We start from the raw sequence: 16,530 nt of genomic DNA on the forward strand, positions 1-16,530 counted from the left end.
TGAAGCGGTGATGGGCGCCCGTGCCGGTCACCGCGCTTTCTCTGGCGAATCGTTGCTTCATTTGGCCAAAGTGGTCGCGGAAGCCTCGACGTACGTCATGATGCGAGCGCTAATTACAAAAGTCCGCGATTCGGCGATTTCGCGATGAGACGAACTCGATCGTTAGTCTCCGATAATCCTGATAGGCAGCCATCGTCCTCGGAAATGCGGGCGGGCGGAAGTCATCGAACGGCATCAAGGACCTGACTGCAGTGGAGTCTTCATTCACAAGATCTTGCAGGAGGAAAAATTTCACGTAGCCTTCGAAGCTTTCGAACAGAGCGAAGAAATCGGGATACCGGGCAAGCGTCTCACCGAGGGGGCTGCCCATGCCGAGGTAGTGCCGTCGTACACCTTCGAGGGTGAGATCGAGCCGATCGGCGATCTTCTGATTGAACCCGCGGGCACCGTTGATGGTCTGTTTACCGTCCACCTTATTGCCGGGGAAAAGCATCATCCCAACGATTGTGTACCCGATGTCGTGGAACGACTTCCGTTCCACTTCCGGTATCTCGTCGATAATGTGCGCCATCCTGAACCAGCTGGCGAACGTGGGTATGACGGAATCACTCGCAAGGTAGAACTCGCCCAAGGCAGACTTGTGGTGCAGATACGCGTCCGGCGTGTGGTCGTCCAAGTCGAACAGAACGCCGCTGGGCAAGGGTTTGCTCCAGAGCTGCATGTGATAATTGCGAAGTGTTCGACTGTGCGTGTCAGGATCTTTTCCGCGAGCGTCGGTCCGCACGTCAAACGTCGTATCGATAGCTGAGTTTCGCCCCATGAACCCGAATCTTACTAAGCCTCGATCTACCGGTCCGCCTTGAGTGAACGGGGTCGCTGACTGCTGGGCGGTGTTTTGGTGGTGGGCACGGCGAAGTTGTCGGCCTTTGCTGCCGATGGTGTTCCGTGAGCTTCGGTGCCGTGTGGCGGATGGTCAGGTGGTGACGGTTTGCGGCGGGCCGCAGGCCGCCGCGAATGCGGCTGTCCGAGTTGCGACTCGGCATCGATAGCTTCGGCGGTCTGGCATCACTGCCGTGATGGATGCCATGCTCCAAACATGAGCAATTGGTGGCGCAGGACTCTCGGCATTGGGGTCGTTCTTTCAGTGAGTGTCGGTCTCGTCGCGTGCTCGGCGACGTCGGCGTCCTCGGTTCAGGAATCCCCGAACGGCCGGTTGATTGCCGTCTCCGGGCAGACGAGTGACGTTCAAGAGCAGGCGCTCGCGGAGGGAACAGTCGCGTGGGGGCGTGGCGATTGCATGGTGGTCGAAGCAGAGGAGACCTACCTCATCGTGTTCCCACAGGGCACGACTATTGGCGGCAGCGATGAGGTGATTCTTCCCGACGGCTATGTCATCAGCGCTGGCGACGAGGTAGGACTCGGGGGCGGCTTCCACCCGGTTTTCACAGCGAGTGAGCTCTCGGCGACGCTGGGGGCGTGCCTGACCGAAGAGGTGTTCTGGGCAAGCGGCGAGGTGGCCGAGTAATCTCGACCACTGGATAGCGCCCTCACCCACATGCGCGAGAGGGCCGCCCATCCCAGATCTATCCTCTCGACGTGACTGCGTGGAATTTAAATTCAGTGTCTAGTTCTGAGTGTGCATGCCCCTATCGGGCTCGAATACCGCAGGGGATTCCCTATGCCGATTCCAGAGTTCGAACCAATCCGTGGAGCCGGTCAGCTCGATTCCGTCGTCGAGATAGGACGACCATCGGCGCGTCTGATCGTTGGCGTCGATCAGCGGGAGGAACAATCGAAGCATGGGAAAACTGGCATATCGATCCGGGACGAGATCGCGCGCTGGCGTGATGTCGCTCATTCTCGTTCCGCCTCCCGAGGGCCCCAAGATGAATCGACGCAATTCACGGGCCGTGGCTGACGAATACCGTGCCGCTGAGGTCGTACTGCGCGCTGGTGAACCGACTCCTGTCGTAACGTTGCTTGGTGACGCAACGTGGTGGAGTTCCGCTTCAACGTGTAGAGCGTTCCGGCCGCAACTGATTCCGTTTCGGACAATTGCTGCCGGTGCGCGGGGCGCAGTTGTCCGCTGCGGCACCAGTTGCGATGGTGAGGCTCGGTGCACTTGAGCGAGTCGTGATGGTCTTCCTTGGCTTGGCCGGCTGAGTTCTCTGGTACTCGTAATGTGTTTCCGTGCGGTAAGGCGGTGGAGTTCCGCTTCAACGTCCAGCGCGTTGCGTGGGGCGTGTGGGGTGTGGCTAAATCAGGAGATCTGTCGCCCGGGGATGCCACCAGGGTGGTCTTTCAGAGTGGATCCCGCCACGGGTCGGACAATTCTCCTGAATTAGCCACCGCGCGGGGCTCCCCGCTTCAGCAAATCGTGTTGCAGGGGCAGGGGAGATCCTTCGGCCGACACCTCGACTTCTCCGCGGACGAGCAACAGAATCGGGATCGGGGCCACGCTCGATGAACTCAAAACCGCGTGCCCCGATGCTCACGGACCAGAGAGACTGCCTCCGCCCCCTCAACCGGCCGCGACGCGCAGGATGACGTTGCCTTTCTTATGGCCGGCCTCGACGAAACGGTGCGCCAGAGCGACGTCGGCCAGGTCGTACGTCCGATCGATGACCGCCAGGAACCGACCCGACTCGGCAAGGTCGACCAGGTGCGCGAGAGCATCCGCGGTGCTGTCGATGTTGTCCGCGACGACCCGCCTCCCGCTCCTCCTGGTGTGCCAGGCGGCCAGAAGCAGCCCCCGGAGATCGGAGACGACGAGCAACAGGGCGCCGCCGGAAGTGAGGCACGCCGCAGCGCGTTCACAGGGGGCGTTCCTGACGCAATCCATGATGACGTCGTAGGTTTGCCCCTCGAGCAGGAAATCCTCCGTTGTGTAGTCGATCACCCGGTCGGCGCCGAGCGCGGTGACCAGTTCGCGGTTGGCGCCGCTGCACACGCCGGTGACGCGCGCGCCCATCTGCTTGGCGAGCTGCACCGCCGCCGTGCCCACGGCACCGGATGCGCCGTTCACGAGAACGGTGCTGCCCGGTTTGATCTCGGCGCGGCTGAAAAAAGCATGGGCGGTGGTCCCGCCGAAGACGAGAGTCACGGAATCCGTGAAGGTCATGTTCCGTGGCTTCGCCGTGATCGCGCCATCCTGCGGGATGCAGACGTATTCCGCGTGCCCGCCGAATCGGCTGCCGAGCATCGCGATCACCTCGTCGCCGGGCCCGAACGACGCTCCCAGCAAGGAGAACACGGTCACGCTGAGGATATGCGTCACGATGGGCACGGGGGAGTCGAGGAACCTGGCGTTGTGCGCCGAGGCGACAGCCCCGCCCGCCTGCTCGGTCAGCCGCGCTGCCCCGGCGAGCAGCGGGATGAGGCTGAGCAGGATCAACCCGGTTGACGCACGCCACTGCCCCGCTGGGCCATCCTTCGACTGTCGTGGGGTGCCGCGGCAGTCGCGATGTCCCGGGTCATGGTTGCCTGCTTCCCAGAGCGTTGACGGAGATCAGCGTCACACCCAGGTCACTCACTCGGCGCAGCAGCCCGTGCAGCGCGGCCTGGTCGATGACCGAGCCCGTGAGGACTGTCGTGCCGTCGCCTGTCCCGGTCAGTGTGAAGCCCTCGAACCAGTCACTCCAACTTTCCACGAGCTGCCCCTGAAGCCGAATCTCATAGCGGTCGAGTTCAGCCCGTGATGCCGACCAAGCCGAGGACGGCCATGCCGAAGCTGAGACTGTGCACCGTCACCCAGGTCTGGGTGGTGAGGGAGGCGGCCTCGTCGGCGGGGTGGATGAACTGGATGACGATGTAGATCAGCCCGGACAGTGCGGCGGCGACCGCGGCCCTTCGGGTGAGAGTAGAAGGCGTGATGCTCATGAGGTGCTCCGATGCTCTGAGAAGCCCCAGGCGGATACCCGAGGATGACCCGAATCTAAGGAGACACATGCTGACGGGGCATCACCCCACGTGGTGACCGAGGTGGTGATTATGCCGACTGCCGGATTAGATCAGGCCCAGCTGGGCGGCGTGGCTGACGGCAACCGAACGGCTGTGGACGTTGAGCTTGCCGAAGATGTGCCTGCTGTGGGTGCGCAGGGTGTTGAGCGAGACGCACAGTTCACGGGCGATCTGGGGACCGGTGAGTTCGGTCGCCAGGAACCGGAGTACGTGCAGCTCGCGCTCGCTCACGGGCTCAGGCAGGGTCGGCGGGCCGACTGTTTCATCGCCGGATGTTTGCAGGGCCCGGCCGATCCGTCGCACGTAGTCGGAGCTGATTCCCGCCTCGGCGGCCTACTCCGGCGGCGGCCAGAAGCCGGTCGAGCAACCGGATGGCCGACCCGATCGACCCCTCGCTCGGATCGGCCCGGTGTTGCGCGAGGAGCAGCTTCGCCAGGGTGATGTGCCCGAACTCGCTCAGGTAGGTCAGCTCGTCGTCCGCGGACAGGCCGTGCTTGTCGGCCCAGGCCCGGGCATCCGTCAGCCGTCCCTGCTGGATCCGCAACCGCGCCCGCAGGACATATGCAAAGAGGTGGTGATACCGGTACCAGCGGCGCCGGTCAACCAGGGCAACGACGAAGAGATCCTCCGCTCGAGGGACTCCAGCATCTCGCTGCTCCCCGTTTCCTCGGTGACGGCGTCACAGAGGGGGCCAGTGAGCCGGTTCAGGATGCAGGTGCGCAGCAGGAATGCCCGCACCTTCTCGGGCTGACGTTGCATCACCTCCTCGGCGAGATAGTCGATCACGAACCGGTTGCTCCCGGTGAAGCCGTGAATGAAGCCGGAGACATCCGAGCGTTCCCGCATCGAGAGGGCCGCCAGCTGGAGACCGGCGATCCAACCCTCTGTGCGTGTGTCAAGAGCGGCGATGTCCTCGGCCGAGAGCTTCAGGTCCACCATGTCCTTCAGGAAGGCGGAAGCCTCGTCCGGGGTGAAGCTCAGATCGGATGCCCGCAACTCGGTGAGCTCGTTCCCGGCACGCAGTCGCGCCACGGGGTGGAGCGGATCGGATCGGCTCGCCACGGCCAGGTGCAGATTCGGCGGAAGGTGATCGAGGAGGAAGACCAGCGCATCGCGGATATCCGGTGCCTCAATCAGTTGGAGGTGCATCGAGCACCATGATGATCTCGTGCGGACTCTGGGCGACGTCGTTGATCAGTCCCGTCAGCGCCGACTCGAACGACGTCACCGGAAGGGTCAACGCTGCTGCACCGATCGCGGGATCTGCCCGAGTGCGCGCGTGACGCCCCTGGTTGCGGAAGCCGGGGCGCAGCTCGGCGCACAGACCCGCTGCACCCGACCGGGTGTCCGCACTCACACGGGAGTAGGCAAGGGGAACGTGGCGAGCACCGTGCGGCCGCTCGCCGCCGATCGGGGCGCCATGTCCACGAGGGCGATCTGGGTGAGAGCGAGCCGCTGGCCCTCGTGCACTCGGGCGCCGTTCTTGATCGTGATGTGGGCCCGGAAGCCGGGACCCGTGAACGCGGGCTCGTCGGGGGTGGAGGCAAACGGCCGCACAGCCTCGACGAGGGCGCGGTGCAGCCGGGTCAGGCGCGGGTCGTCCCCGACGAGCGTCACCGGCACGTCCTCGCGCCGGCCGAACAGCGCGTCGGCAGCCGCGACCGCCGTGAGGGCGGTGCGGCCCGATGCCGTGGCGGCGACGACGCCGGAAATGACATCCGCGATGACGGATGCAACGGCATCCGTGTGAAAGGGGGGCAGCACGGTGATGTGCAATGGCCACTCCGACACCGGGAAGCTGTCGCCTGTACGGAGCGCCGTGAGCGGGAGGACGACGACGAGGCGGGACATCCGCCGAGTCTAGGGGAATCCCGCCGGCGCGCCGCCGGTGGCACAATGGTCGCATGATGCTGCACCTCACCGGCGATGACGCCGCCGACGCCCTGCTCAGCGATGACCCCTTCGCGCTCCTCCTCGGGATGCTGCTGGACCAGCAGATCGCGATGGAGACCGCGTTCGCCGGGCCGGCCAAGATCCGCGACCGGATCGGCACGCTCAATCCGGCGACCATCGCCGGCTTCGACGCCGATGCACTCGTCGAGGTGTTCCGGGCCACGCCGGCGGTGCACCGCTTTCCGGGCTCGATGGCCGCTCGCACGCAGACCCTCGCGGGCGTGATCGCCACAGACTGGAGGGGTGATGCGTCCGCCCTGTGGACCGCCGACTCCCCGGACGGCGCCGAGATCCTGCGGCGCCTGAAAGCGCTCCCGGGATTCGGCGAGCAGAAGGCGAAGATCTTCCTTGCCCTGCTCGGCAAGCGTCAGGGTCTCACCGTGCAGGGCTGGCGTGAGGCCTCCGAGCCCTATGGCGAGGACGGCTCGTTCCGGTCCGTCGCCGACATCGTCGACCCCGAATCCCTGAACCGGGTGCGGGAAACCAAGCGGGCGGCGAAGGCGGCCGCCAAGAAGAAGGAGTAGCCATGGTGCGTTTCCTGATCCGCGCGGCCATTTTCCTCGGTTCGGCCGCGCTCGGCCTCGGGGTGGCGTCGCTGGTACTCGTGGGTTTCAGGCTTACCTGGCAGGGATTCCTGATCACGGTGCTCGTTTTCGCGGCCGCGTAGAGCATCCTGTCGCCCTCTATCACGAAATTGACGGCACGTAATACGCCGGCGTTCCTGGGCGGGGTCGGCCTGGTGTCGACCTTCGTGGTGCTACTGGTCGCATCCGTCGTCGCCAACGGGCTTGTCATCCGCGGCTGGCAGACCTGGATCCTGGCCGCCTTGGTGGTCTGGCTGGTCACCGCCCTCGCGACGGTCATTCTGCCGCTGCTGTTCCGGCGTACGGTGGCACAGCAGGTCGGCACCAGCAGGTAGGGCGGTGTCGACCACATCAGCGAGCGTATAGCGGCTGAGCGCCATCTGCACCGTAGCTATTGACCTGCTGACCGGGGGCGATACTCTATGCAAAGAATCAGGAAACGTGTACTAAATTCATAGTTAGCAATCAGATAGGCAGTTCAGTAACTGAGAAATCAATAAACACAGCAAAGCTCTTCGGCACGACTCTTTCCTGTTCTTTCTCGCTTATTCGGAGGACAACGTGATTCCCGATTCCCTCACCCAGATTCAATACGACACCGTCTACAACGTGTTCTCGCTCGTCATCGCGTCACAGCTGTTCACGGCGATCTTCATCATCATCTCGCTCAAGCGGGTCCTGCCCCGGTATCGTCAGGCGATGACCGTCGCGGCCATCGTCTGTGCGATTGCCGCCTACCACTATTTCCGCATTTTCGACTCCTTCAAGGCTGCCTTCGTCACCGAGGCCATCGGCGGGGCGGGCGACTATGTGCAGGTCGCCGGGGAGTCCTTCAATGAGGGCTACCGCTACGTCGACTGGTTGCTCACGGTTCCCCTGCTGCTGCTCGAACTGATCGCGGTTCTCGCCCTGGCCCGCAAGGTGCAAACCAGTCTCCTGTACCGGCTCATTCCGGCTTCGGCCCTGATGATCATCCTCGGGTACCCCGGCGAGCTCAGCGGGGACAACGCCGTTCGCGGAATCTTCGGTCTGCTCTCCACCATCCCGTTCGCGTACATCCTCTACGTTCTGTTCGTCGAACTGACCAAGTCCCTCGACCGCCAGCCGCAGAGTGTGCGCCGCACGATCAGCCAGCTGCGCCTGCTTCTGCTGCTGACCTGGGGTGTTTACCCGATCGCCTACCTACTGCCCATGCTGGGTATCGACGGCTCGGATGCCTGGGTCGGCAAACAGATCGGATACTCGGTCGCCGACATCCTCGCCAAGGCCCTCTACGGTCTGATCATCTACCGCATCGCGCGGATGAAGTCGTTCGCGGATGACCCGGCATTCGCACGCCTCGAACTGTCGGTCGATGAGGCCGAGGAGATGGCCGCCCCGGTGCACGTGCGGAACAAGTAGGCCTACCCGGCCACCTGCTCACCGCCAACGGGCCTGGGCCGATCGCGATCATCTTGATCGTGACCGGCCCAGGCCCGTTTCGCTTTCTGCTGCCCCTCAGGCGGAGTCTAAAATCAAGTGTGCTCATCGCCCTGAACGACAGAACCGCGGATGCCGTGGTGCGGCGCCATCTGCACCACCTGGTCGATGACGAGGTGCGGGCGAGCCCGAGCATCCGGGGCGGCCAGACCAGCGCCGACCGTGCCCTGGCGGAATTCTCGGTGGCGGGCTATGCGGCCAAGCGCAGCCAGGTGCTGCCGGAAACCGATCGCGGGGCATCCCGGCTATCACCGTACATTCGGCACTCCTTGGTGCCGCTTCGCCGGGCTTGGGAGCACGTCGGCAACGGACCTGCCCGAGATACCCGCAAATTCCGGGACGAGTTGCTCTGGCAGGAATACGCCCGACACCTCTATGCGCGTGTGGGTGTGGCCCTGCACCGAAACCTGCGCTTTGCGGCACCCTGGGCCGGAGAATTCGAACCTCAGGCCTGGCCGCGCCGGATGCACTGCATCGACTCGGTCGTGTCGGAACTGGAAACCGACGGCTGGCTGGTCAATCAGACCCGGATGTGGCTGGCCTCCCAGTACACGGTCCGGTCTGGCGCGGGGTGGCATGCCGGCCAGGAAGAATTCTACCGGCACCTGCTCGACGGCTCCCGCGCGGCCAACCTCCTGGGCTGGCAGTGGACCGTGGGTGCCGGCACCGGCTCCGCCTACGGCTTCGCCCGCTGGCAGGTTGAGAAACGGGCACCGCAGCTCTGCCGGGAGTGTCCGCTCGCCCGGGCCTGCCCGATCGAGCAGTTTCCGGTGGGGGCAGCGCCAGTGCCGGTGACGGATGCTCCGGCCACTCTCACGCACGATCCGCACCTGTCCGACACGATGGGGCCCACCGACGTCGTGCGGCGCCGCGCACCCCGGTCGGTGCTGCTGACGGTCGATTCCCTGGGCGACGCCGATCCGGCGCTCGCGGCGCATCCCGCACTGCCGGCCGCCTTCGTCTTCGACGAGCCGGCCCTGGCCAAGCTGCGGCTCTCAAGCAAAAGACTGATCTTCACCGTGGAAACCCTTCAGGATCTGGCCCGGCGTCGCGAGGTGGTCGTGTACCTGGGTGACCCGCGAGTGATCGTTCCGGGCCTCGACGCAGCAGTCACGTTTGCGCCGGTGCCCAGCTTCGCGCGCTACGCGGAGGGCGCGGCCGTGCTGCACCCGTGGCCGTGGCTGGTGCCGCCGCATAGCGGATCGGTGGCCAGTTTCTCGGCCTGGCGCCGTGCCTCGGCCGGCGTCTAGAGTCCGAAGCCGAGCGTGCGGGCTAGCTGTTGTTCCCACTGACGTTGTGAGCACGGTTGATGGGTGATTTGCCGCCGATGCCGGTATGGGGTCTGTGGTGATTGTAGCTATGGATCCAGTCTTGGTAGGTGGCTGCTCGGGCGGCGTCTGAGTTGTAGTGGTGGGCGTAAGCCCATTCCGCGGCGAGGGTGCGGTGGAATCGTTCGATCTTTCCGTTGGTTTGGGGTCGGTAGGGCCGGGTGTACTTGTGCGTAATGTCGCCCAGAGCGTCGTTGAAGAACTTCGACCGGTAGCAGGAGCCGTTGTCGGTCATGACGCGCAGCACAGTGATGTCGTGGGTCGCGTAGAACGCGTTCGCGCGGCCCCAGAAGCCGGCCGCGGTTTCCTTCTTCTCATCGGTCAAGATCTCTGAATAGACCAGCCGGGAATAATCGTCGATCGCGGAGTGCAGAAATGAGTGGCCTACGCCTGCCTGACGGTTGCGTTTGCCGGCTTGGCGGCCGAGAGTGCGGTGGCCGCCGCCGTCGGGGATGCGACCAAGTTTCTTCACGTCAACGTGCACCAGCTCGCCTGGGGTTTTCTTCTCGTACCGAATCGGTTTGGGTTTGCGCACCGGCAGGCCCGTGTTCTGGTCTAGATGGCCCAGCAACGGCATCCGGTACCGGTTGAGGACCTTCGAGACCGTCGATTGCGGCAGCCTCAGGTGGTAGCCGATGCGGTGCGGCCCCCACCGCCTCGTGAAGCGCAGCGCGATGATTCGCCGTTCGGTGCGCCGGGCACATTGGTTCGGGGAGAAGTGCGGGCGCGAGGACCGGTCGACGAGCCCGGCACCACCCTGAGCCCGGTACCGGGTAACCCATTTGGCCACGGTCGCGCGAGAGACCTGGAGCCGTTCGGCGACCCGGGCTTGAGCCCAACCGTCGTTCACGACGAGCTGAACCAGCTTCAGCCGGCCTCCCGGGGTCAGCGGGGCGTTGGCATGAGTAACGTAAGCGATGAGGGCCTCCGTTGCATCGTGTTGAGTGTGGTAACCCAATCGATACCGGAGGTCCTCACCTTTTTAGCTCACGCCACGCTCACAACCTGTATGGGAACAACAGCTAGCGGCCCTGGCGGCGCTTGCCGGGACGCGGCTGGCCCTTCACCTCGGGCGCGCGGCCCTTGCCCTTCGCCGCCTTCGCCTTGCCGCCCGCCGGAAGCGGCGGCTTCCAGGGCTCATCCGAGGCGGCCAGCATGGTGCGGGCATCCGTGAGAAACAGGTTGCCCGCCGCGGTCAATCGGGTGGTTTCCGTGGTGCGGTCGATGAGCACGACGCCCAGGTTCGCCTCGAGTTTTGCGATCGAGGAGCGCAATTTCGGGGTGGAGATATTGAGGTTCATCGCGGCGCGCGGGAAGTGCAACTCCTCGGCGACGGCGATGAAATGCCGGAGGAGTGTGATGTCCACGGAACGCCTTTCTGTGTGCGCCGCACGAATCGCGGGCGAAGTGTCAAGGGTACGCGTTCCCGCTGGGGGTGTCGCCGGGGGCCACCGGAAGCGGCCGCACCACGCTTCCGGGCCCGCACGCGCTAGGCTCGGAGCGCACACCCTCAAGTGAATATAGGGCCATCAAGGTCGATGCGGGAGAGTTCGACGCCCTCAGGCAGTCGAACACCGAAGGAGCAATCCTCCCCGACAATCTCTCAGGTACTCGTACCGCATCGAACTGGCCACTCTGAAAAGTAGTCGCGGCTCGGCAGCGGCTCGCCCACGGTGAAAATCGCGCCCGCCCAACGGCTGCGGTGAAGCTCTCAGGCCTGACGACAGAGGGGGAGTTCCCAGGGGTACGATCGATCGATCGCGCCCCGAAGATTCTTGCTCGGCCCCGGCCGGCGACAACCTGGAGAACTCATGACCTCGGACACTGAAGCCCACACCGATTCGACCCCCACGGTGGAGCGGTTCTCCCCGCTGCACCTGGCGCACGTGGATGCCGGCGCCAGTTTTACGGACTTCGCCGGCTGGCAGATGCCGGTGCGCTACTCGAGCGATCTCGCCGAGCACCACGCCGTGCGCACCAGCGCGGGCATCTTCGACCTCTCGCACATGGCCGAGATCCTGGTGGCCGGGCCGGACGCCGGAGCGTTCCTCGACTATGCCCTCGCCGGCCAGCTCTCCGCGATCGACCTGCTGCAGGCCAAGTACAGCCTCATCCTCAACCGCGCTGGCGGCATCATCGACGACATCGTCGTCTACCGCACGGCCGAGAACGAGTACCTCGTCATCGCCAACGCGGGCAATCGTTTCCCGGCAGTCGCGGCGCTCACGGCCCGGGCCACCCGCTTCGACGTCACCGTCACCGATCAGAGCGACGACGTCGCCCTGATCGCCGTGCAGGGGCCGAACTCGCGCGCCATCCTCGAGGCCACGGCGGACCTCAGGGTCGACGGCGACCTGTCAGCGCTGAAGTACTACCGCGCCCTGGGCGGTACCTTCCAGGCCGGCCGCGTTCTCATTGCCCGCACCGGCTACACCGGTGAAGACGGCTTCGAACTCTATGTCGACGTGCCGGATGCCGCGGCGCTCTGGGACGCGCTCCGCGCGGCGGGCGCCTCTTTCCACCTCGTGCCGGCGGGGCTCGCCAGCCGGGACACCCTCCGCCTCGAGGCCGGCATGCCGCTCTACGGCCACGAACTGAGCACCTCGACCTACCCGGTGCAGGCCGGGCTCGGCCGCGTTGTGAACCTCGCCAAGGAGGTCGATTTCATCGGCCGCGAGGCCAGCGAAGAGGGTCCCAGCGCGGAGGCGCGCGTACTCGTGGGACTGGAGTCTGCCGGCAAGCGTGCCGGTCGCACCGACTACCCGGTGTATCGCAGTGCCGACGCGACCGTGGCCGACGGCGTGATCACGAGCGGGGCGCTGTCGCCGACGCTCGGACATCCGATCGCCATGGCCTACGTGGCGCCCGGCGTGGCGCGACTCGGCACCCAGGTCTTCGTCGACGTGCGCGGCACCCGCATCCCCGCAACCGTGACCGCCCTTCCGTTCTACAAGCGTCAGAAATAGTCCACCCCTCGAGAGGAACACCCCCATGGCCGAACAGTCTGAACTCCAGTACACCGCCGAGCACGAGTGGGTTCTCGTCGACGGCGACACCGCCACCGTCGGCATCACCGCCTACGCCGCCGACAAGCTCGGCGACGTCGTCTTCGTCGAGCTGCCGGCCGTCGGCAGCGATGTCGCCGGCGGCACCGTCGTCGGCGAGATCGAGTCCACCAAGTCGGTCGGCGAGCTCTTCGCCCCCGTCACGGGCACCGTCGCCGAGACCAACGATGCCGTCGTCGAGAGCCCCGAGCTCGTCAACAGCGACCCGTTCGGCGCCGGCTGGCTGCTCAAGGTCACGTTCGCGGAGTTGCCTCCTCTCCTCAGTTACGCCGACTACTCCGCCCTCATCGGCGAGTAACGAAAACGAAAAGCCAGGTTCCGCACACATGTCACAGCCTTTCACTCAGCGCCACATCGGCACGGATGCCGACGCGCAGTCCCGCATGCTGTCCATCCTCGGTTACGACTCGGTCGACGCCCTCGTCAACGCGGCCGTGCCCGAATCGATCCAGGTGGACCAGTTCCGCACCATCGGTGACAGCACCCTGCCGCCCGCCGCCACCGAGCGGGAGGCCATCGCGGAGTTGCGGGGCCTCGCCGGCCGCAACACCGTGAAGCGGTCCATGATCGGTCTCGGCTACTACGACACCGTCACCCCGGCCGTGATCAAGCGCAATGTGTTCGAGAACCCCAGCTGGTACACGGCATACACTCCGTACCAGCCCGAAATCTCCCAGGGCCGTCTTGAGGCGCTGATCAACTTCCAGACCATGATCGCCGACCTGACCGGACTGTCCACGGCCAACGCGTCCATGCTCGACGAGTCGACCGCCGTGGTGGAGGGCATGCTGCTCACCCGTCGGGCGTCGAAGTCGAAGTCGACCCGTTTCCTCGTCGACGCCGACGCGCTGCCGCAGACGAAGGCCCTGCTCGGCAATCGCGCGGCCGCCGTCGGGATCGACCTCGTGGAGGTCGACCTGGCCGGGTCCGCTGAGGACCTCGGCGAGTACTTCGGTCTCTTCGTGCAGTACCCCGGCGCATCCGGCCGGGTCTGGAACCCGGCCGGTGTTATCGCCGCCGCCCAGGCGCAGGGGGCGCTCGCCGTCGTCGCCGCCGACCTGCTCGCCCTGACCCTGATCACCTCGCCCGGCGAGCTCGGCGCCGACGTGGCCGTGGGCACCAGCCAGCGCTTCGGTGTGCCGATGGGCTTCGGTGGTCCGCACGCGGGCTACATGGCCGTGCGCAGGGGCCTCGAGCGTCAGCTTCCCGGCCGCCTGGTCGGCGTCAGCGTTGACGCGGCCGGCCACCCGGCCTACCGCCTGTCGCTGCAAGTGCGTGAGCAGCACATCCGTCGGGACAAGGCCACCTCGAACATTTGCACCGCCCAGGTGCTGCTGGCCGTGATGGCCGGCATGTACGCGGTCTACCACGGGCCCGACGGCCTGCGGAAGATCGCCGCCCAGGTGCACGAGCGCGCCGGGCAACTCGTCGTCGCGCTCCTCGCCGCCGGTGTCGACGTCGTCACCGCGACGTTCTTCGACACGGTCCGTGCCTCCGTTCCGGGCCGCGCCGCCGAGATCGCCCGGGCCGCCGCCGCCAGCGGGGTCAACCTCTACCTGGTCGACGCGGACACCGTCGGCATCGCCGTCGACGAGACGACGACTCTCGCGGATCTCGCCCTGGTCGTCGGCGCGTTCGGCGGACGGGATGCCTTCGGCCTGGTCGACTTCAGCATGGTCGAGGCCGGCCTTCCGCCCGAACTTCATCGCACCAGCGAGTTCCTCACCCACCCGGTGTTCAACACGCACCGCTCGGAGACGAGCATGATGCGCTATCTCAAACGCCTCGCCGACTTCGATTACGCGCTCGACCGCGGCATGATCCCGCTCGGCTCCTGCACCATGAAGCTGAACGCGGCCACCGAGATGGAGGCCGTCAGCTGGCCCGAGTTCGGCGGGCTGCACCCGTTCGCGCCGCGTGCCGACATCGAGGGCTACCTGGAACTGATCCGGCAGCTCGAATCCTGGCTGACGGATGTCACCGGCTACGATTCCGTGTCCCTCCAGCCCAACGCCGGCAGCCAGGGTGAACTCGCCGGGCTCCTCGCGATCCGCGGCTACCACCTCTCCACCGGGGATACCCAGCGAACGGTATGCCTGATCCCGTCCAGCGCGCACGGCACCAACGCGGCCTCCGCCGTGCTCGCCGGCATGAAGGTCATCGTCGTCGCCTGCGACGAGCTCGGCAACGTCGACCTGGACGACCTGCGCGCCAAGATCGCGGAGCACGCCGAGAACCTCGCCGCGCTGATGATCACCTACCCGTCGACGCACGGCGTCTACGAGCACGAGGTCGGCGCCATCTGCACGGCCGTGCACGACGCCGGCGGCCAGGTCTACGTCGACGGCGCCAACCTGAACGCCCTGCTCGGTTTCGCCCGTTACGGCGACTTCGGCGGCGACGTGTCGCACCTGAACCTGCACAAGACGTTCTGCATCCCGCACGGCGGTGGCGGGCCGGGCGTCGGTCCGGTCGGGGCCAAGGCGCACCTCGCTCCGTTCCTGCCGGGGCACCCGCTCGCTCAGAGCGACGAGCACTACCTCCTCGCCTCCCGCGATGCGGCGGCGGTCGACGGCGGTGGCGATGAAAGTGACGGCACGGTCGGCGGCACGGTCGGCGGCACGGTCGTGCACTCCGGCGGGCCGGTCTCGGCGGCGCCCTACGGCAGCCCGAGCATCCTACCGATCTCCTGGGCCTATGTGCGCATGATGGGGGCCGAGGGACTGCACGCGGCCACCGGCGCCGCGGTACTCGCGGCCAACTATGTGGCCAAGCGCCTCGAGGCTCACTACCCGGTGCTGTATTCCGGTGACAACGGCCTGGTCGCCCATGAGTGCATCCTCGATCTGCGGCCGCTCACCGAGGCCACCGGGGTCAGCGTCGACGATGTGGCCAAGCGCCTCGTCGACTACGGCTTCCACGCGCCGACCATGAGCTTTCCGGTGTCCGGTACGCTCATGATCGAGCCCACCGAGAGTGAGGACCTGGTCGAGATCGACCGGTTCGTCGAGGCCATGATCGCGATCAAGGCCGAAGCGGATGCCGTAGCCGCCGGCCGCTGGCCTGCCGAGGACAACCCGCTGCACAATGCCCCGCACACGGCACAGTCGGTGATCGAGGGGGAGTGGACGCACGCCTACGACCGTGAGACCGCGGTCTACCCGGTGCGCAGTCTCATTCGTGGCAAGTACTGGCCGCCGGTGCGCCGCATCGACAACGCCTTCGGTGACCGCAATCTCGTCTGCGCCTGCCCGCCCCCCGAGGCCTTCGAGTAGACCGCCACTCCCGAACGAATTCGACGGAGATTCTGCCTGTCCGGCCGGGTTTTGGCCCGATTCGAGCCGTTCTCGGCAAAATCTCCGTCGAATTCGCGGTCCGGCAGACCGGTCAGGCAGGGCAGACCGGTCAGGCAGGTCAGGCAGGCAGGCAGGCAGGTCAGGCGGCGGGGGCGAGGAGCCCCGGCCACCAGGCGAGGGCGAGCGGGTACCCGACGAAGGAGACGATGTCGAGGATCCAGTGCGCAATCACGAGCGGCATCGTGCGTCCCCAACGCAGATAGCACCAGCCGAACAGCACCCCCATGGCCGCATTGCCGAAGAACGGCCCGATGCCCTGGTAGAGATGGTAGCTGCCGCGTAGAAGCGCCGAGGACACGGTGATGGTCCAGGTGGACCAACCCAGCTCGCGCAGCCGGGTGAACAGGTAGCCGACCACGATCAGCTCCTCGACCAGTGCCGAGCGCAGCGCCGAGAGCACCAGGATCGGGATCGTCCACCAGAACGTGTCGAGCGGCGACGGCACGATCGCCACGGTGAAGCCGAGGGACCGCCCGGCGAGGTACAGCCCCAGTCCGGGGATACCGATCACGAGCATCAGCCCGAAGCCGCGCAGCAGGTCGTGCCCCGGCTCCGTGAAGTCGAAGCCCAGCCGCCGGAACGGACTCTGCCGCGGCAGCCACAGCAGGTAGAGCACCAGGGCCACGGCGAACAGGGCGAAGAAGATGCCCAAAAACTGGTAGCTGAAGTCGAGCCATTCCCGCGGCGACTGCGACCCGTTCAGGGTCGCCGACTGCTCCGAGAGCGGCCGGGTGTCGGTCAGCCGGGCGATGATCGAGATGATCGAATAGAGAGCGGATGCCCCGAGCGACATTCCGAGGACGAT

At 66.0% G+C, this 16,530-nt stretch carries 22 protein-coding genes and 1 riboswitch; of the genes, 9 read left to right on the plus strand and 13 right to left on the minus strand.

All coding sequences use genetic code 11. The annotated features are described in order from the left end of the window. Window positions 1–109: 109 nt before the first annotated feature. Entirely contained in the window at window positions 110–721 is a 612-nt protein-coding gene (locus E3O18_RS13775; RefSeq protein ID WP_241978196.1) for a hypothetical protein, read from the minus strand. A gap of 576 nt (window positions 722–1,297) precedes the next feature. On the opposite strand from E3O18_RS13775, the gene E3O18_RS16185 reads away from it, so the two are divergent. Beyond that, complete coding sequence (locus tag E3O18_RS16185; protein ID WP_134393787.1) at window positions 1,298–1,525, plus strand: hypothetical protein; 228 nt, start codon at window positions 1,298–1,300, stop codon at window positions 1,523–1,525. Window positions 1,526–1,624: 99 nt separating this feature from the next. Here E3O18_RS16185 and E3O18_RS13785 read toward each other — a convergent pair whose 3' ends face one another. The 9 genes from E3O18_RS13785 to E3O18_RS13825 form a co-directional block, all read right to left on the minus strand. Continuing rightward, window positions 1,625–1,858, minus strand: a complete 234-nt coding sequence (locus E3O18_RS13785; RefSeq protein ID WP_134393786.1) for a hypothetical protein — start codon at window positions 1,856–1,858, stop codon at window positions 1,625–1,627. Between the two features lie 663 nt (window positions 1,859–2,521). Then, window positions 2,522–3,394, minus strand: a complete 873-nt coding sequence (locus E3O18_RS13790; RefSeq protein ID WP_134418350.1) for an NAD(P)-dependent alcohol dehydrogenase — start codon at window positions 3,392–3,394, stop codon at window positions 2,522–2,524. Between the two features lie 79 nt (window positions 3,395–3,473). Next, a complete protein-coding gene (locus E3O18_RS13795; protein ID WP_198410553.1) occupies window positions 3,474–3,650 on the minus strand; it encodes a hypothetical protein in 177 nt (58 codons plus the stop codon). 37 nt (window positions 3,651–3,687) lie between these two features. After that, on the minus strand, window positions 3,688–3,879 hold the full coding sequence (locus E3O18_RS13800) for a hypothetical protein (protein WP_134393782.1): 192 nt from the start codon (window positions 3,877–3,879) through the stop codon (window positions 3,688–3,690). Between the two features lie 126 nt (window positions 3,880–4,005). Next, on the minus strand, window positions 4,006–4,191 hold the full coding sequence (locus tag E3O18_RS13805; protein WP_166784936.1) for a LuxR C-terminal-related transcriptional regulator: 186 nt from the start codon (window positions 4,189–4,191) through the stop codon (window positions 4,006–4,008). A gap of 31 nt (window positions 4,192–4,222) precedes the next feature. Then, entirely contained in the window at window positions 4,223–4,504 is a 282-nt protein-coding gene (locus tag E3O18_RS13810) for a hypothetical protein (protein ID WP_134393780.1), read from the minus strand. Further along, window positions 4,480–5,109 carry a hypothetical protein gene (locus tag E3O18_RS13815; protein ID WP_134418352.1) on the minus strand — a complete coding sequence of 210 codons (630 nt, stop codon included), beginning with the start codon at window positions 5,107–5,109 and terminating at the stop codon, window positions 4,480–4,482. The genes E3O18_RS13810 and E3O18_RS13815 overlap by 25 nt, the downstream gene beginning before the upstream one ends. After that, window positions 5,090–5,317: a hypothetical protein gene (locus E3O18_RS13820; RefSeq protein ID WP_134418353.1), complete on the minus strand. Its 228-nt coding sequence runs from the start codon at window positions 5,315–5,317 to the stop codon at window positions 5,090–5,092. Before E3O18_RS13820 ends, E3O18_RS13815 begins: the two co-directional genes overlap by 20 nt. Beyond that, window positions 5,314–5,811, minus strand: coding sequence for a 2'-5' RNA ligase family protein (locus E3O18_RS13825; RefSeq protein WP_134418354.1), 498 nt, complete (start codon window positions 5,809–5,811; stop codon window positions 5,314–5,316). The genes E3O18_RS13820 and E3O18_RS13825 overlap by 4 nt, the downstream gene beginning before the upstream one ends. A gap of 53 nt (window positions 5,812–5,864) precedes the next feature. On the opposite strand from E3O18_RS13825, the gene E3O18_RS13830 reads away from it, so the two are divergent. From E3O18_RS13830 to E3O18_RS13845, 5 genes are all read left to right on the plus strand, one after another. Then, a complete protein-coding gene (locus E3O18_RS13830; RefSeq protein ID WP_134418355.1) occupies window positions 5,865–6,437 on the plus strand; it encodes an HhH-GPD-type base excision DNA repair protein in 573 nt (190 codons plus the stop codon). Window positions 6,438–6,439: 2 nt separating this feature from the next. After that, window positions 6,440–6,580 carry a hypothetical protein gene (locus E3O18_RS16635; RefSeq protein WP_241976480.1) on the plus strand — a complete coding sequence of 47 codons (141 nt, stop codon included), beginning with the start codon at window positions 6,440–6,442 and terminating at the stop codon, window positions 6,578–6,580. Window positions 6,581–6,607: 27 nt separating this feature from the next. Continuing rightward, complete coding sequence (locus tag E3O18_RS16640; RefSeq protein WP_241976481.1) at window positions 6,608–6,832, plus strand: hypothetical protein; 225 nt, start codon at window positions 6,608–6,610, stop codon at window positions 6,830–6,832. 226 nt (window positions 6,833–7,058) lie between these two features. After that, a complete protein-coding gene (locus tag E3O18_RS13840; RefSeq protein ID WP_134393776.1) occupies window positions 7,059–7,898 on the plus strand; it encodes a bacteriorhodopsin in 840 nt (279 codons plus the stop codon). A gap of 119 nt (window positions 7,899–8,017) precedes the next feature. After that, on the plus strand, window positions 8,018–9,226 hold the full coding sequence (locus E3O18_RS13845; RefSeq protein WP_198410554.1) for an FAD-binding domain-containing protein: 1,209 nt from the start codon (window positions 8,018–8,020) through the stop codon (window positions 9,224–9,226). Between the two features lie 22 nt (window positions 9,227–9,248). On the opposite strand, the gene E3O18_RS13850 is transcribed toward E3O18_RS13845, so the two are convergent. Both E3O18_RS13850 and E3O18_RS13855 read right to left on the minus strand, forming a co-directional pair. Next, window positions 9,249–10,223 carry an IS481 family transposase gene (locus E3O18_RS13850; protein WP_134418362.1) on the minus strand — a complete coding sequence of 325 codons (975 nt, stop codon included), beginning with the start codon at window positions 10,221–10,223 and terminating at the stop codon, window positions 9,249–9,251. Between the two features lie 103 nt (window positions 10,224–10,326). Beyond that, entirely contained in the window at window positions 10,327–10,671 is a 345-nt protein-coding gene (locus tag E3O18_RS13855) for a LysR family transcriptional regulator (RefSeq protein WP_134393980.1), read from the minus strand. Window positions 10,672–10,835: 164 nt separating this feature from the next. Continuing rightward, window positions 10,836–10,933, plus strand: a riboswitch (glycine riboswitch). A gap of 182 nt (window positions 10,934–11,115) precedes the next feature. Between E3O18_RS13855 and gcvT the strand changes: the two genes are divergently transcribed. From gcvT to gcvP, 3 genes are read left to right on the plus strand one after another with little or no spacing between them, the layout of a single operon-like run. After that, entirely contained in the window at window positions 11,116–12,270 is a 1,155-nt protein-coding gene (gcvT, locus tag E3O18_RS13860) for a glycine cleavage system aminomethyltransferase GcvT (RefSeq protein WP_134393979.1), read from the plus strand. A gap of 25 nt (window positions 12,271–12,295) precedes the next feature. Further along, the gene (gcvH, locus tag E3O18_RS13865) at window positions 12,296–12,667 is read left to right on the plus strand and encodes a glycine cleavage system protein GcvH (RefSeq protein ID WP_104100875.1); all 372 of its coding nucleotides are present in this window, start codon (window positions 12,296–12,298) and stop codon (window positions 12,665–12,667) included. 28 nt (window positions 12,668–12,695) lie between these two features. After that, a complete protein-coding gene (gene gcvP / locus E3O18_RS13870) occupies window positions 12,696–15,644 on the plus strand; it encodes an aminomethyl-transferring glycine dehydrogenase (protein WP_134393978.1) in 2,949 nt (982 codons plus the stop codon). Window positions 15,645–15,804: 160 nt separating this feature from the next. Here the strand turns inward: gcvP and E3O18_RS13875 are convergent, their stop codons facing one another. Continuing rightward, entirely contained in the window at window positions 15,805–16,518 is a 714-nt protein-coding gene (locus E3O18_RS13875; protein ID WP_134393984.1) for a CPBP family intramembrane glutamic endopeptidase, read from the minus strand. Window positions 16,519–16,530: the final 12 nt, after the last annotated feature.

This window comes from Cryobacterium sp. TMT2-42-4 (assembly GCF_004402645.1).
Classification (GTDB): Bacteria; Actinomycetota; Actinomycetes; order Actinomycetales; family Microbacteriaceae; genus Cryobacterium; species Cryobacterium sandaracinum.